13 protein-coding genes and 1 pseudogene are annotated in these 16,338 nt (G+C 44.2%); 4 read left to right on the top strand and 10 right to left on the bottom strand.

Annotated elements, in window-relative coordinates; all coding sequences use genetic code 11:
• Positions 1-224: 224 nt before the first annotated feature.
• The 9 genes and pseudogenes from B5F18_RS12435 to B5F18_RS10545 form a co-directional block, all read right to left on the bottom strand.
• A pseudogene (locus tag B5F18_RS12435) lies at positions 225-1,601 on the bottom strand (transposase).
• 273 nt (positions 1,602-1,874) lie between these two features.
• Positions 1,875-2,288, bottom strand: coding sequence for an ATP synthase F1 subunit epsilon (gene atpC / locus B5F18_RS10580; RefSeq protein ID WP_087157632.1), 414 nt, complete (start codon positions 2,286-2,288; stop codon positions 1,875-1,877).
• On the bottom strand, positions 2,289-3,689 hold the full coding sequence (atpD, locus tag B5F18_RS10575) for a F0F1 ATP synthase subunit beta (protein WP_087157631.1): 1,401 nt from the start codon (positions 3,687-3,689) through the stop codon (positions 2,289-2,291).
• 5 nt (positions 3,690-3,694) lie between these two features.
• Positions 3,695-4,618: an ATP synthase F1 subunit gamma gene (atpG, locus tag B5F18_RS10570; protein ID WP_087157630.1), complete on the bottom strand. Its 924-nt coding sequence runs from the start codon at positions 4,616-4,618 to the stop codon at positions 3,695-3,697.
• A 5-nt stretch (positions 4,619-4,623) separates the two neighbouring features.
• Positions 4,624-6,387, bottom strand: a complete 1,764-nt coding sequence (gene atpA, locus B5F18_RS10565; RefSeq protein ID WP_204217109.1) for a F0F1 ATP synthase subunit alpha — start codon at positions 6,385-6,387, stop codon at positions 4,624-4,626.
• The gene (locus B5F18_RS10560) at positions 6,371-6,871 is read right to left on the bottom strand and encodes an ATP synthase F0 subunit B (protein ID WP_087157628.1); all 501 of its coding nucleotides are present in this window, start codon (positions 6,869-6,871) and stop codon (positions 6,371-6,373) included. Before B5F18_RS10560 ends, atpA begins: the two co-directional genes overlap by 17 nt.
• 14 nt (positions 6,872-6,885) lie before the next feature.
• The gene (atpE, locus tag B5F18_RS10555; protein ID WP_087157627.1) at positions 6,886-7,272 is read right to left on the bottom strand and encodes an ATP synthase F0 subunit C; all 387 of its coding nucleotides are present in this window, start codon (positions 7,270-7,272) and stop codon (positions 6,886-6,888) included.
• A 30-nt stretch (positions 7,273-7,302) separates the two neighbouring features.
• Complete coding sequence (locus B5F18_RS10550) at positions 7,303-8,115, bottom strand: F0F1 ATP synthase subunit A (RefSeq protein WP_087157626.1); 813 nt, start codon at positions 8,113-8,115, stop codon at positions 7,303-7,305.
• Positions 8,116-8,480: 365 nt separating this feature from the next.
• Entirely contained in the window at positions 8,481-9,506 is a 1,026-nt protein-coding gene (locus tag B5F18_RS10545; RefSeq protein ID WP_087157625.1) for an SGNH/GDSL hydrolase family protein, read from the bottom strand.
• Between the two features lie 183 nt (positions 9,507-9,689).
• Here B5F18_RS10545 and B5F18_RS13080 point away from each other — a divergent pair, with 183 nt between their 5' ends.
• Together B5F18_RS13080 and B5F18_RS13075 are read left to right on the top strand one after the other, a co-directional pair.
• The gene (locus tag B5F18_RS13080; protein ID WP_087157624.1) at positions 9,690-10,100 is read left to right on the top strand and encodes a LytR/AlgR family response regulator transcription factor; all 411 of its coding nucleotides are present in this window, start codon (positions 9,690-9,692) and stop codon (positions 10,098-10,100) included.
• A 328-nt stretch (positions 10,101-10,428) separates the two neighbouring features.
• Positions 10,429-10,584 carry a transposase gene (locus B5F18_RS13075; protein ID WP_143468409.1) on the top strand — a complete coding sequence of 52 codons (156 nt, stop codon included), beginning with the start codon at positions 10,429-10,431 and terminating at the stop codon, positions 10,582-10,584.
• 308 nt (positions 10,585-10,892) lie between these two features.
• Here the strand turns inward: B5F18_RS13075 and ppdK are convergent, their stop codons facing one another.
• Entirely contained in the window at positions 10,893-13,523 is a 2,631-nt protein-coding gene (gene ppdK / locus B5F18_RS10535) for a pyruvate, phosphate dikinase (protein ID WP_087157623.1), read from the bottom strand.
• Between the two features lie 269 nt (positions 13,524-13,792).
• On the opposite strand from ppdK, the gene B5F18_RS10530 reads away from it, so the two are divergent.
• Positions 13,793-15,472 (top strand): ABC-ATPase domain-containing protein, encoded by a 1,680-nt coding sequence (locus B5F18_RS10530; protein WP_087157622.1) that lies wholly within the window; start codon positions 13,793-13,795, stop codon positions 15,470-15,472.
• A 14-nt stretch (positions 15,473-15,486) separates the two neighbouring features.
• On the top strand, positions 15,487-16,266 hold the full coding sequence (locus B5F18_RS10525; RefSeq protein ID WP_087157621.1) for a 4Fe-4S binding protein: 780 nt from the start codon (positions 15,487-15,489) through the stop codon (positions 16,264-16,266).
• Positions 16,267-16,338: the final 72 nt, after the last annotated feature.

Below are 16,338 nucleotides of genomic sequence, written 5' to 3'. Positions count from 1 at the left end.
AAAAGCATGAAAGGCTATTTACATGTAGCATAAAAACTGCCAGCAGGTAAAGCCTACTGGCAGAAAAACTTATATTTTTTTCACTGTCTACTTGACGGGGAGCGGTTCATGATTGAGCGGCACCTTCGCTCTGTTTATAGAAAAATCAGGAGAGTATCCTTTCGCTTGTGGATATTCTCCTGATTTTTGGCGTACTTTAATAAAGAACCTCCTTATGGGCTTCGTTAAGCTGATTCTTTTATCTGAAACAGATGACTTTCCGTTCGGTCATTTTGTATTTTCGCATGTAGTTTATTCAGATTATACCCCATGCTGAGCAAAAGAATCTCCAGTTTTACTTTTGTTTTCCCGCGAAACAGAAATCTTTGGAATTCATAGTCGTTTTTCAGAACTCCAAATGCTCCTTTACCTGGATTGAGCGGTTCATTCTGTATTGGATTCCTTTTCCGCTCAGGATATTTTCATAGGATTCCTGACGCTTTTCCAAAAAGCTCTTAGAAATATACAGCCGTTTGTTTTCCTTTGCTTTTGTACATTTTTCTTTATATGGACAGCCGGTGCAGTCTTCACATTCATAGACGGTGACTTCCGATTCATATCCGCTTTGGCTTTTCTGTTTCTTTATGAAAAGAGGATGCAGTTTCTTTCCTGCATGACAGGTATAGATAGATATCTGTTGCCTCATCATATCCCATGTTTTCCCGTTTACTGATATCTTTTTTAAAACTCCGTTTTTTCCATCTCTCATAGGTCTGGGGTTTGATATAGGGCTTTTGTTTCTGCTCTCGTAAATAGGTATATCCTTCTTCACTTTCATATCCGGAATCCGCAGTGATACTGGGATACCGGAACTCCAGCTTTTTCTCCATTTCTTTTAAAAACGGAACCAGTGTCCATATATCATTCCGGTCCTGAAAAATCTCCGCCGCTACGATATATTCGCTGTCTACTGCAATCTGTACATTATAACCTGGTTTCAACTGGGCCTTTCGCATATGGTCATCCTTCATATGCATAAATGTAGCGTCCGGATCTGTCTTACAATAATTGTTCGGACCCTGGAAACTGGCCGTATGCCAGTTGTAGATAGTCTGGCGTTCCAGAAAACGTTGAAACAGTTCCAGATATTTCTGATTCTGGCTTTTCCGTTTCCCTACAGATTTTTTCCAGACAAAAGTATATTTGTTCGCGCATGCTTCCGGTTTGGTCCCTTCAATAAAAACAGTTTCCTTTGACAATTCGCCGGCTTTTTCCAGCCGCTTTACCATCTGATAAAAAAGATCCTCGCAGGCATCTACCAGAAATCCGGTACGGAAACGTGCAATGGTGCTGTGATCCGGTGCTTTTTGTCCGGCAAGCAGCTACATAAAGTTGATATCTCGTTTACATACCGTTTCAATCTTTCTGGATGAATAAATGTTCTGGGAATATGCATAGGTCAGGATCTCGAACATGGTCTTTGGGTCCACTGCCGGATTTCTGCCTTTGGCAGAGTAAGCCTGATACAGCAAGCTGTAATCTAATTCCCCCAATTCGTGGATCAGCAGACGGACAGAATCATCATCAGGAACCAAACCCTCCAAATTTAATGGCAAAACCAGTTAATAAGGTTCGCCGAATTCGGTATAATTTTTATGGTATTTTGAATTATTGAGCATAATTAATTATACCACGGATTACGGACTCTTCGGGGTCCGTTTTCTGTTTTTTGGCACGAAAAAGGAGCGTTGCTCCATAGATGAATTACTCATCTATGGAGCAACGCCCCCTTCCTAGCGCCTATACAGTTCTATATCTCCCTTTAATACTAGTATTGTTACGTGACAATCTAATGTTTTCAAATTTTCACTGTTTTATCAATGCGAACCCTGCAGTTATTTGATAATCCTATTCTTCACCCGCAGGCGGCTGAGCGCACGGGCAAGAGATGCCTGTGCTATCCGGTACTCCTGGATACTTTTCTTTTGCAAAATCGCTTCTTTTGCCTCGTCTGCCTGCCTTTTCGCCCTGTTTACATCAATCTCCTCCGGCCGTTCTGCAGAATCCACCAGTACCAGCACCTCTCCGTTTTCAATTTTAGCAAGTCCTGCGGAAACGGATGCCACCTGCTTTTCTTCTCCAGGAAGCTGATACTGCAGCTCGCCGGGAACAATGGCTGTTATCATATTGCGATGATGTGCCCGCACTCCGTACATGCCGTTTAATGTAGGCAGTATCAGGGATTGGCATTCCCCTTCGTAAAAAGGATGGTTGGCAGCCAGAATATGCACATTGAATGACTCACTCATCTACCCTGTCACCCCCATGTCTCTTGCCTTCTTCTTTACATCTTCAATGGTTCCCACATTAAAAAATGCCATCTCCGGATAATCGTCCGCCTCCCCATCCACGATTGCCTTAAAGCTGCGGATAGTATCTTTTAAAGGAACATAAATTCCCTTTATATTGGTAAATTTCTCCGCCACATGCATAGGCTGTGCAAAGAAACGCTGAATCTTTCTGGCCCTCAGCACTGTCAGCCGATCCTCGTCACTTAGTTCATCCATCCCAAGAATGGCAATGATGTCCTGGAGCTCACTGTATTTCTCCAGAACTTCCTGCACTCTCCTTGCAACTTCATAGTGCTCTTCCCCGACTTTTTCCGGATCCAGAATTCGGGAACTGGACTGCAGAGGATCCACTGCAGGGTAAATTCCCTGTTCTGCGATCTTTCTGCTCAAAACAGTGGTCGCATCCAGATGGGTAAACGTGGTTGCGGTTGCCGGGTCTGTCAGGTCATCGGCAGGAACATACACTGCCTGCACGGATGTGACCGACCCCTGCCGTGTAGATGTGATCCTCTCCTGCAACTGCCCCATCTCATTTGCCAGCGTAGGCTGGTATCCAACAGCGGACGGCATACGTCCAAGGAGCGTGGAAACCTCGCTGCCTGCCTGCACAAAACGGAAAATATTGTCAATAAACAAAAGTACATCTTTGTGCTTTTCATCGCGGAAATATTCCGCCATAGTAAGACCTGCCAGAGCAACCCTCATACGCACGCCCGGGGATTCATTCATCTGTCCAAAGACAAGAGCAGTCTTATCTGCAACACCGCTGCCCTGCATTTCTTTCCACAAATCATTTCCCTCTCTGCTGCGCTCTCCGACTCCGGTAAATACAGAATATCCATTGTGCTCCATGGCAACATTATGGATCAGCTCCTGGATCAGTACGGTCTTTCCCACGCCGGCTCCCCCAAACAGTCCTATCTTTCCTCCCTTTGGATAAGGTTCCAAAAGATCGATCACCTTGATCCCTGTCTCCAGCACTTCACCGACCGTTCTTTGCTCCTCAAACTCCGGAGGTTTCCGGTAAATACTGTGCACTTCCTGTTCTCCCTCCAAAGGTCCCTTTCCATCGATTGGTTTACCAAGGACATTGAACATGCGGCCCAAAGTATGTTCCCCCACAGGAACCGTGAGCGTCTGGCCAGGCGCATAGACCGGCATTCCTCTTGAAATCCCTTCGCTTGCAGCCAGCATGATACAGCGCACAGTATTGTCCTCTGTATGCTGCGCCACTTCCATCATCCGTTTGCCCTCCGGGGCATTTATATACAGTGCCTCACGAATCTTTGGGAGCGTATCAAAGGGAAATTCCACATCAATGACCGGCCCAGATATCTGTACAATTCTTCCCGTTTTCATCGCATTCACACTTCCTTTCTTTGTTTCTTCTGCTGCTTGCGTTTCCGTTTGCGTTTCTGGGCCTTTGCGCCCGCAGTCACTTCCGTGATCTCCTGTGTGATCTCAGACTGCCGTATCTGGTTGTATTGAACCGCAAGCGTGGAAAGCAGTTCCTCTGCATTCTGATTTGCCGCGTTCATTGCCGTCATCCTTGCATTTTGCTCACTGCAAAAACTGTCGATCAGCGTACTGTAGATAAACCCGGACAGATAGCTTGGAATCACGCTGTTCAATACATCCGTCACAGAAGGAAGAAATTCAAACGGTGTGGAAACTACCTTTTCATTCACCGGAGTAGAAAAATGAGCTCTGTGGAACGGCAAAAGTCTGGTGCGTTTCGCCACCATCGTCATACTGTCCTCCATGTCTGTATAGATGATATAAATTTTTCTCAGGTCACCCTTGTCGTATTTTTCCAGCAAAAGTGAGCTGATCTCCCTTGCCCGGTCCATGGTCGGGTTCTGGGCAGTGTACAAAAACGTATGTTCAATTGGAACGTGATGCTTTGTAAAAAAATGGCGCCCATATTCTCCCACTACGAACAGCTGTGTATCTTCATGTTCTTTTAAAAGATTCTCTGTCTCTTTGATCACATTCTGGTTGTACGCCCCTGCAAGTCCTTTATCCGCAGTGATGACCAGACAACCGTAGGTCCCCTCTATCTTCGGCTCCCTGTATGGAGGATAAAAGTATGGGCTGTCAACATCATTGACTGTACGAAAGATCCTCTTTATCTCATTTCGAAGCGCGTCAAAATAGGGCCTTGTCTTTTCCAGATCATTCTTAGCTCTCTGTAGTTTTGTCGACGCGATCAGATACATGGCATTTGTAATTTTTCTCGTCTCCTCCACACTTCCGATCCGCCCTTTGATTTCAGCTGTACCAGACATAATCTTTACCCGTTATCCTTTCCCAGGGCGCCAAAACCGGATACTTTTACAAACGCCTGTGCGCTTTCTATGATGGCTTTCCTATCCTCCTCGGTCAGTTCCCCTGTCTCTTTGATCCTTTTACAAAGTTCGCTCATACGGCTTCTCATATAAGAAAGCAGATCTTTTCGAAATTGATCGATTTTTCTAATAGGGACATCCTGCATGACATGGTTGAGAGCAACGACAAGCAAAATCACCTGCTCATACTGTTTTAAAGGATGGTACTGCGGTTGCCTCAAAAGCCTCATCAGTCCCTGCCCATAGGCAAGCTGCTGCCTTGTGATATCGTCAAGATCACTGGAAAACTGTGTGAAGATCTCCATTTCGCGGTACTGAGCCAGATCAAGGCGGATCGCTCCCGCTGCCTTTTTCATAGCCTTTGTCTGCGCATCACCGCCTACACGTGAGACAGAAAGCCCTACGTTGACCGCTGGCCGCTGGCCTGCAAAAAACAATTCACTCTCCAGAAAAATCTGCCCGTCCGTGATGGAGATGATATTGGTCGGGATATATGCGGACACATCCCCATTCTGCGTTTCTACAATCGGAAGTGCAGTCATGCTGCCCCCTCCTTTTTCTCTTGAAAGATGAGCAGAACGCTCTAACAGCCTTGAATGCAGATAAAAGACATCTCCAGGATATGCCTCACGCCCCGGTGAGCGCTCCAGCAAAAGACTCAAAGCCCGGTAGGCGATTGCATGTTTGGACAGATCGTCGTACACGATCAGCACATCTTTGCCTTGATTCATAAAGTATTCCCCCATCGCACACCCGGCATATGGGGCAATATACTGCAAAGTAGCCGTGTCACTTGCCGTAGCACTGACGACGATGGAATATTCCAATGCTCCGAACCTCTCCAATGTCTCTACCAGCGATGCCACAGAACTGGCTTTCTGTCCAATGGCCACATAGATGCATATCACATCTTTTCCCTTTTGATTCAGAATGGTATCCAGCGCAATCGCTGTTTTTCCTGTCTGTCTGTCGCCAATGATAAGCTCCCTTTGCCCTCTTCCGATCGGAAACATCGCATCAATGGAAAGAATCCCTGTCTCCAGAGGTGTATCCACCGGATCACGGTCAATGATGTCCGGAGCCGGTCTTTCAATCGGCCGATACTCCTTTGCCTGTATGTCTCCTTTTCCGTCAATCGATTCACCAAGGGCATTGACCACACGGCCAAGGAAATCCTCCCCTACGGGGATTCCTGCCATTTTCCCTGTTCTGCGAACAATGCTTCCTTCAATGATCTCTTCATCGTCCCCAAATAAAATACATCCAATCTCATCTCGACTAAGCTCCTGGGCCATTCCTTTGATCCCTGATGAAAATAAAAGGATCTCTCCATACGCCGCATTCTCAAGTCCGGAAACTGTGGCGATCTCATCTCCCACGGCAATGACCTGGCCAAACTCTTCAGGCCTGGCCTTTGGCATCCAGTTTTGCACGGTTTCCCGGATAAGAGGGATGATTCCGCCGTTTCCCGGATTTAGCTGTTCCAGACGTTCTTTAAACTGCCGCATTCTTCCCTCAATGCTCCAGTCATAAATGTCCGTTCCAACCTGAAGGATAAACCCATCTTGCAGACCATGGTCCTCTTTCCACTCAAGAGTGAATTCTTTTTCATAGGTCTTATTTAAAAACTCCAAAAGTCTCTTTTTGTTTTCTACTCCCGGGGCCTCCTTACTTCGGATGACTGCTGTATTTTCATTTCTCTTTTCCATCCAATCTCTCCCTTTCTGCAATATCCAGGAACTGTTCATATGGGTCGCCCTGAGATTTTAATGTGATTTTTTCAGCAGCGGAGACTACCATCTCGGTAAGTTCTTTAGATGCCTTTGAAAGCATCTTTTTGTGTTCCTGCTCCGAGGCAGCTTTTGCTTTTTCCATCAATTCCTCCGCCTCTTTTTTGATCTCCTCCAGCTGCTCCTGGCGCATCCTGTCCAGATCCTTTTGGGCCTCTGTCCTCTTCTTTTCAAATTCCACATCCATCTGCGTAAGTTTTTCCTGGTATTCTTCCTTCAGCCTTCCGGCTTCCTCCTTTGCGTTTTCTGCCTCCTGCATCATATCGTTGTAATAGTCTTCCCTTTTTTTCATAAAATTCTTTACCGGACGATAAAGCAGAATATACAGCCCGCCTGCCAGGATCGCGAAATTAAAAAGATGCAATAGGATCTGCTGCCAATCGATATTTAATGGAATATTCATATCAATCCCCACCTTTACAAAACAAAAATGACAAGAATTACAACAAGCAACGCGTAAATGATCGCCGTTTCAATAAATACAAGTGACAGCATTAAGGTTGTACGGATCTTGCTCTCCATATCCGGCTGTCTGGAAATTCCATCCGCGGTCTTTCCTCCAACGATCCCCATACCGATGGCGCCTCCTGCAGCTGCCAGTCCTATGGCCAGACCAACTGCCATGGCTTTCGATCCCGTTGCATCAGTGTCATCTTTTTCCTGTGTTTCCACACTTACATTCTCCGTCTTTGAAGAAGTATCACCGGCGGCCTTGCCTGATGTCGCGCACACCGGAATTGCAAAAAATACCGTCATAAGTAAAATCGCTAACAGAGCAACTGTAGATTTTTTTAAACTTTTCATATTTTTATCCACCCTTTCCTAAAATAAGTGTTACTTTTTCTTTTTATGTGAAGGCTCTGACATCTCGCCATAAAATAATGCTGTCAACATTGTAAGCACATAAGTCTGTATCACTGCATGCAGCAATGTAAACAACACAGCTACGAGTACCGGGAGCACAAAACTTAGAGCCACATAATAGTAAACCAGTTCCGTCACCAAAAGGCCGCTCAGCAACGCTCCAAACATACGAAAACTCATGGATATGAGCAATGATATTTCCTTCAACGCTTTGCCGATACCCCTAAGGCCGTTTCCTGCGATCGCACCGGACACAATGACAAAATAGGACAACACTCCCAGCATGATCGCTGCATTGATATCCGAAAGCGGCGCTGGAAGAGCTACAGAATTTCCTTTGTCTGAAATAATCTGAAAACCAAACAATTCAAACAGTGTGCCACAGAAAATATAGGCTCCGGCACCAAAGATATATGCCCCCAAAAAGTTGTTACGCCACGGGCTGTTCGACTTTGCCAGCCCGTCGAACAATGAAACAACTGTCTCCAGGACAAGCTGAAACTTCCCGGGCACATAGGCAAAACGCGGAATCACAAAAATCCGTATACACGCCGCTGCGATGAGCAATACACCCGTCACGATGAACGCTGAGATCAGCCCCGGGTTCACCAGACGGACGCCGAACAGACTGACTTGATTGGATTCATGCAAAACTGCATCCCGCATGGCCTCCTGTATCGTCTCCTCACTTCCTCCCTGAGCGCCGACCAGTATGCCCGCAGCCAGCAGGACACCGATCAAACAAATCCACAAAAGCAGATAACACCATCTCTTTTTCCCCATAGCCCGTTTAACCTCCTTCCGCTAAAATTTTTTATGATATTTTCCTAGTAAAAAAGAAAGAACCAACAGCCTACCAGAGACTGCTGATTCTTTTCAAACACTCTATCCCTATACAGCCTCCACCTTCTTTGTCTGTTTTTCTATCACTTTGATAGTTTCACCGACAAATATACTGCGGGCATCGTCTTTTCCCAACGCTGTCCATGTTTCCAAGAAACAGTTTCTTTTATTTTAATCTAATTATACTATTTAACTTTAAAATGTCAAGAAAAGTTGTGCGCAATCACCAAGAAGTTAAAGTTGAAAACCTAAATTATAGATATTTTTTATAATTTTAATTCAGACTTTAGTGATATTCTTTGTACTTATTTAAGCTTTTTCTTTGTCACACAAACGGCTGCAATGGCTGCCATACACACCACAGCTTTTGCCATACTGCCATTGTCTCCGGTTTTCGGACTTTCAGATTTTACCTGATCACGCTTTCCTACTGTCTGTTTTTGAAAATTGTTTTTCATTATTGACAAAAATGTAGCTGCAATCACACTATGCCCTTCTTTATTTGGATGGAAATCAAGATTTCCGCTAAAGGAAAATGGAGATTCATACTGCAAGTATGCATTGGTCAGCACATTTTCTGAGTTTTTAAATACTGTATATACATCTGCAACCTCATACCCCTCTCCGTTTCTGATGATCTGATTCAGTATTCCCACTCCTGCATCAACCGCTGCTATGATGGGTGTGATCTCACTGTCGATCAGACTGTTTCCTGTTGCAAGCCACTGGTATGGATGGTACTGTGTGGCCACACAGATTCCAACATTTCCGTTTTTCTCTCTGATTTTTTGAATCACTTGTGCAAAACTTCTGCTAAAAGATGCCGCTGCTCGAAGCGCCTCTTTTGACGTCGGAAATCCGGAAATGTTCTGTGCTGCAAAAAGCACAGTCTGTACCTCTCCTGCCATGAGGCGTTGTCTCATCATTTCCACTGTTGTCGGTGACTCTGGATTTGCCTTGTTGTATGCCTTCAAAAGATATTCATATACTGCATTCATCATATCATTACCGCCCACGGTGACTGTCACAATATCCGCATTCTCTATGGATTCATCCAGACTTCCAGATGTTATCTTTGTAAGCAAAGAGTTTGATGTCTCTCCATCCTGGGCTTGATCATCCAGACAATATCCAATGATCGACGCTAAACCAGATACAAAAGACTCCTCTTTATTTTCCAGCCCATATCCTGTGGAAATACTGTCCCCTACTGCCAAGTAGGTTTTCTGCTCTTTTGCTGTAACTGTTTGCATATTTACCGCAATAAGACAGATTATCATACAAATAAGCTCAATGTATGCAACCCACTTTTTTACTTTTCCCATTTTCATGAATCTACCTCCTCGATAATAATTTTTCCATTATATTTCATGCCAAATTATTTACAGGCCCTTTGGCAGAAGGTCATCATTCTGGCAATGATTATAGTCCTATTTGATAGAAAACAAAAATTCCATGTGTTATAATAACTATATTTATGTAGAGAGGCCATAAAATGAACATAGCAATCGTAAATGACGAGCAGTTTTGTTTGGAAAACATCCAGGATATGTGTCTCCAATTTCAATCAAAGCTTTGCTTTCAGCTTACTCTTTACCCTTTCCTCTTTCTCCGACGGAGTCTCATTTCTGGAGTCTTTCCAAACAGAGCGCTATTCCATTGTATTTATGGACATTTATATGAACGGACTTAATGGTCTTGAAACTGCGGCTAAAGTCCGAAAAGTAGACGGCAAATGTATTTTAATTTTTCTTACCTCCAGTAAGGAATTTATGCCAAAGGCGTTTTCTTTTCATTCGTTTGAATATGTTATAAAACCTTTTTCTTATAAACGTTTTGAATGTGATGTTAAAAATGTAAGGAAACATTCACTTAATAGGATTTCTTTCCCACTATCATCCCACCTATTGCACACACTTCTATAGACTTGGTGGACGTAGTTATTGAAACAATAAAACTTTGAAAACACTCTGCAGCAAAACTTTAATCTGTCCCTTGTCAAGTCAATGTCATTAAATTAACTTTATTAAGAAAGAGAACTTCCCTATAGCGCAGAAATTTCTTTTTCTTTTTTTCGCATAAACATATAAAAATCAAAAAATGCTTGACAAATTGCTAAAACAAGTGGCGAACCCCCTTAAATATATATTTTAAGGATGTACCGCATGAAACCAGAAAATAAAAAAGAAACTGAAAGATATAGATGGATACAGCCCATACAACTTTTGATTACATCCGTCCCGGGAAGATAAAATGTATGGTCTGAAAATAAGAATCATACGCGTAAAAATATCTGATACATTATCAGAAACCATTTTAACAAATGTTCCAAGAAATGAGTTTCCACCCGAAATTGTTAAAGAATTATACAAGTTACACTGGTCGATAGAAACAGCTTTCAAAGAATAAAAATATATCTTAGGTCTTGCAAGTATGCATAGCAAAAAACAAAACCTTATATTCCAGGAAATATTCGCAAAAGTAACCATATATAACGTAATAGCCATGATGACATACTCGCGGAATGTTCCTGATGGCAAACGTTTAAATTTTTAAAGCTGTAAATGTATGCATACGGTTTAGTATTGGAAAGATATCCGAAAAATCTCTTCTAAAAAAACTATCAAAATTTCTGCTGTCGGAATCTCGGAAACTAAAAAGCCAAATAGGAGTGCCAAAACGGCACTCCTATTATATTCTAAAGCCTCTGGCTTTTCTTATGCATTTTTCTGTGCGATTGCAGCCTGAGCAGCAGCCAGTCTTGCGATCGGTACACGGAATGGTGAGCAAGATACATAGTCAAGACCAATGCTGTTGCAGAATTCTACAGAGCTTGGGTCTCCACCGTGCTCTCCACAGATACCTACGTGAAGTTTTCCGTTCACTGGTTTTCCTAATTCGATTGCCATCTTCATCAACTTGCCAACGCCTGTCTGGTCAAGTTTTGCAAATGGATCGTTTTCAAAGATCTTTGCATCATAGTATGCATCTAAGAATTTACCAGCGTCATCACGGGAGAATCCGTATGTCATCTGTGTTAAGTCGTTTGTACCAAAGCAGAAGAAGTCAGCTTCTTTTGCAATATCATCTGCTGTAAGAGCAGCTCTTGGAATCTCGATCATTGTACCAACTTCGTACTCAAGGTCGCTTCCTGCAGCTGCGATCTCAGCGTCTGCTGTCTCAACTACAAAATTCTTAACGTATTTGAGCTCTTTTACGTCTCCAACCAATGGAATCATGATTTCCGGTTTTACATTCCAGTCCGGATGAGCTTTTTTCACATTGATAGCTGCACGGATAACAGCTTTTGTCTGCATTTTAGCGATTTCCGGATAAGTAACTGCAAGACGGCATCCACGATGTCCCATCATTGGGTTGAACTCATGAAGAGAATCAATGATCGCTTTGATCTGCTCTACGGATTTACCCTGAGCATCAGCAAGTTTCTTGATATCTTCCTCTTCTGTTGGAACGAACTCATGAAGCGGTGGGTCAAGGAAACGGATAGTAACTGGGTTACCTTCCAATGCTTCGTAAAGTTTTTCGAAGTCTCCCTGCTGTTCCGGAAGGATCTTCTCAAGAGCAGCTTCTCTTTCTTCTACTGTCTCAGCACAGATCATTTCACGGAATGCATCGATTCTGTTGCCTTCGAAGAACATATGCTCTGTACGGCAAAGTCCGATACCTTCTGCTCCAAGTTCGCGTGCTTTTTTAGCATCTGCAGGTGTATCTGCGTTTGTACGAACTTTCATTGTTCTGTATTTGTCAGCCCAAGCCATGATTCTTCCGAATTCTCCGGCAATCTGAGCATCTACTGTAGGGATGATTCCGTCGTAGATATTACCTGTAGAACCGTCAAGAGAGATTGCATCTCCTTCATGGAATTCTTTTCCAGCCAATGTAAATTTCTTGTTTGCTTCGTCCATTACGATGTCACCGCATCCGGATACACAGCATGTTCCCATACCACGTGCAACAACGGCAGCGTGAGATGTCATACCACCGCGAACTGTCAGGATACCCTGAGCAGATTTCATACCTGTGATATCTTCCGGTGATGTCTCAAGACGTACAAGAACAACTTTTTCTCCTCTTGCAGCCCAAGCCACAGCGTCATCTGCTGTGAAGACGATCTTACCGCAAGCAGCTCCTGGTGATGCGCCAAGTGCTTTTGCCATCGGTGTAGCTGCTTTCAGTGCAGCTGCGTCAAACTGTGGGTGAAGCAGTGTGTCAAGGTTACGTGGGTCGATCATAGCAACAGCTTCTTCTTCTGTTCTCATTCCCTCGTCTACAAGGTCACAAGCAATCTTCAGAGCAGCCTGTGCTGTTCTCTTACCATTACGTGTCTGCAGCATGAACAGTTTACCGTGCTCTACAGTGAACTCCATGTCCTGCATGTCTCTATAGTGTGTTTCCAAAGTTTTGCACACATCTTTGAACTGTGCAAATGCTTCTGGGAATTTCTGTTCCATCTCGGAGATGTGCATTGGGGTACGAACACCTGCAACAACGTCCTCGCCCTGTGCATTTGTGAGGAATTCTCCGAACAGTCCGTTCTCACCTGTAGCCGGGTCACGTGTGAATGCAACACCTGTTCCACAGTCATCTCCCATGTTACCGAATGCCATCATCTGTACGTTGACAGCTGTTCCCCAGGAATATGGGATATCGTTGTCACGACGGTATACGTTTGCACGTGGGTTGTCCCATGAACGGAATACGGCTTTTACAGCGCCCATCAACTGTTCTTTTGCATCAGACGGGAAGTCTGAACCGATTTTTTCTTTATATTCAGCTTTGAACTGACCTGCCAAAGTTTTCAGGTCTTCTGCTGTAAGCTCTACGTCCTGTGTTACGCCTTTTTCTTCTTTCATCTTGTCGATGAGCTCTTCGAAGTATTTCTTACCTACTTCCATAACTACGTCAGAATACATCTGGATGAATCTTCTGTAGCAGTCCCAAGCCCAGCGAGCATTGCCGGAGTTCTTTGCCAGAGTCTCAACAACTTCTTCGTTCAGACCAAGGTTCAGGATCGTGTCCATCATACCTGGCATGGAAGCTCTTGCACCGGAACGAACGGAAACAAGTAATGGATTTTCCTTATCCCCGAATTTCTTTCCTGTGATCTCTTCCAATTTTGTGATAGCTTCCATGATCTGTCCCATGATCTCATCATTGATCTGTCTGCCATCTTCATAGTACTGAGTACAAGCCTCTGTTGTAACAGTGAATCCCTGTGGTACCGGAAGTCCAAGACCTGTCATCTCAGCAAGGTTAGCGCCTTTACCACCAAGCAGATTTCTCATGGTAGCATTGCCTTCTGTAAACATATAAACCCATTTAGCCATGTTAATATGTCCTCCTATTTGTATTTTTTGTTAATACAAAACACGAAAAAACGACTTTCTCCTCATTCCTTAAAAGCCGCTCCCCTCTGCTTTGCATTATCACCTGTCTGAGCAGATTTTCTGCTTTAATAATTGTAAAGGTTTTGGCTTTGTTCGTCAAGTGGTATTCCCTTGCAAATTGTAGATTTCTGGTAATTTTTCATTGTGTGTTCACCAAAATTTGTCTATACTAAATAAAGTAAAATTTTTGACGTATAAGGAGGCATTATATGAAATCAGCAAACGAGCTGCAAAAAGCTTTAAATGCGATTCACCGGAAGAGCTATCCGGCATATAAATCACTCCAGGGAACCTATGATTTCCCTGGGTATAAACTTTCCATTGACCATGTGCAGGGCGACCCTTTTGCATCACCGTCCAGACTTAGCGTACTGATCCCACATAAAACGGCGGGATTCCCTGAGGAATACTACTCAGGAGAACACCGCAGGATCGCGCTTGAGGATTTCATTTTGCGGGCATTTTCTTCCCAGCTTGGCCAGTATTCTTTCAAGGCAAAGGGCAGTGGAAAAAGCGGTGTTTTTTCTACCAGCAGACCAGGACAGGAAATGCTCTCCCGCACTGCCTGCGAAGTGGCACATGAGGGAATTTTTCTTCGCTTTGAGGCAGGATTTCCGGCAAACGGCCGCACCATCAATGCTCTGGAACTTGAGAAGATGCTGTTTCAGTTTTTACCAAAATGCGTAAAACAAGTCTTTTACCGCAACCTGGATCAAAAAGCTTTGGAGGAGCAGGTGTTCCTCTGTGACGATCAGCTTTGCATCCGTGAATATTTGAAAGAACACGGACTGTGCGCTTTTGTGGGAAATGGTTCCGTTCTTCCAAGGCAAAGCGGCATCTCCGACCGTCCTCTAAAGGAGGCTGTTCGTTTCCAATCCCCGTCTTCCCTTGAGGTTTCCATTCCTCTTCCTCACCGCGGAATCTTAAAAGGACTCGGAATCCGAAATGGGATCACTTTGATCGCTGGAGGCGGCTACCACGGAAAATCCACTCTTTTGAACGCACTGGAGCTTGGTGTTTACAATCACATCGCCGGGGATGGACGTGAATATGTCATTACAGACGACAGCGCTATGAAACTTCGGGCAGAAGACGGAAGATGCATTAAAAATGTAGACATCTCCCTTTTTATCAATGATCTTCCAAACAAAAAGGATACCTATCGGTTTTCCACAGAAAATGCCAGCGGAAGTACTTCCCAGGCAGCCAATGTGGTGGAGGGTATGGAGGCGGACAGCCGACTCTTTCTGATCGACGAGGATACTTCTGCCACCAACTTTATGGTTCGTGATGAATTCATGCAGCAGGTCATCAAAAGGGACAAAGAACCTATCACGCCATTTATAGAGCGTGCTATGGATTTATACAAAGAAAATGGTATTTCCACTGTGCTTGTGGCCGGCAGTTCAGGAGCTTATTTCCACATTGCCGATACCATTATCCAGATGGACAACTACTATCCTTTAGACATCACAGAACACGTAAAAGAGCTCTGCAAACAATACCCTGCTCCATCTGTTCATGCTCCGGGATACCATTTTCCAGACCAAAAACGCTCCGTATTTGGAAAGACATCCCGCCAAAAAGATTTTCTGAAATTAAAACTACATGGACGGGATGGATTTTCCATCGATAAAAACACAGTGGAGCTGCGCTATGTGGAACAGCTGACAGATTCCGAGCAGAGCGCTGCTCTTGGACATATCCTGAAATATCTTTTGGAGAATCAAAAAACCGGTGCGGATGTTGTACACACTGTAGATATGATAGAAAAGAAAATTAGAGAAGAGGGCCTGAAATTTCTTTGCGGCCGGTACGCATTTTGTGGACTTGCCATGCCCAGAAGACAGGAAATCTTTGCCTGCTTAAACCGTTACCGTACATTCTGAAAGGAGACTTTTGTATGACGATCACTTCCATAAAAAATATATATTTTAGTCCAACAGGAAAAACAAAAGAGACTGCTGATTGTCTGGCATCTCAGTTTCCATTTGCCTGCGACTGTATTGACCTCTCCATTTTGGGAAAAGATTACAGCGCTTATTGTTTTGATAAAGGGACACTTTGTATTGTCTCCGTTCCTTCCTTTGGCGGACGTGTTCCCGGGCCTGCCCTCCAGGCTCTTTCCAAAATGAAAGGAAACGAGACGCCGGCTGTTATTGTCGCCGCTTTTGGGAACAGAGCTTATGAGGATACGCTTTTAGAGTTGAAGAATACGCTGGAAACTGTTGGTTTTGTATGTGTCGCAGCGATCGCTGCCTCCACGGAACACTCTATTATAAGAAAATTTGGAGCCGGACGGCCGGATACAAAAGACAAAGAAGAGCTTGCCGGATATGCCGCAAGAATCTTGGATTATTTAAACAGAACCAAGGCTCCTTCTTCTGTAACTGTCCCTGGAAACGATCCTTACAAGGATGTCCATACCCTTCCTTTGACGCCGGTGGCATCCTCTTCCTGCTCAGAATGCGGGGTGTGTGCAAAGGCATGTCCGACAGGAGCCATCTCATTCTCGCACCCAAAAGAAACGGATGGTTCGCGCTGTATCTCATGTATGCGCTGTATCAACGTCTGTCCGTCACACTCCAGATTGTGCGATCCCAGAATGCTCGCAGCTACGGAGCAAAAAATAGGCACTGTCTGTAAGACAAGGAAAGCAAATGAGTGTTACATAGCATCTTAAAAAGAACGCCCCTCCCCGGTTAGCCCAATGACTTTCCGGAAAGGGGCATTTTTATATTACTCTGATTCCCTT

This window comes from Lachnoclostridium sp. An181, from assembly GCF_002160325.1.
Lineage (GTDB): Bacteria > Bacillota > Clostridia > Lachnospirales > Lachnospiraceae > An181.
This window is presented reverse-complemented; position numbering and strand designations above follow the sequence as displayed.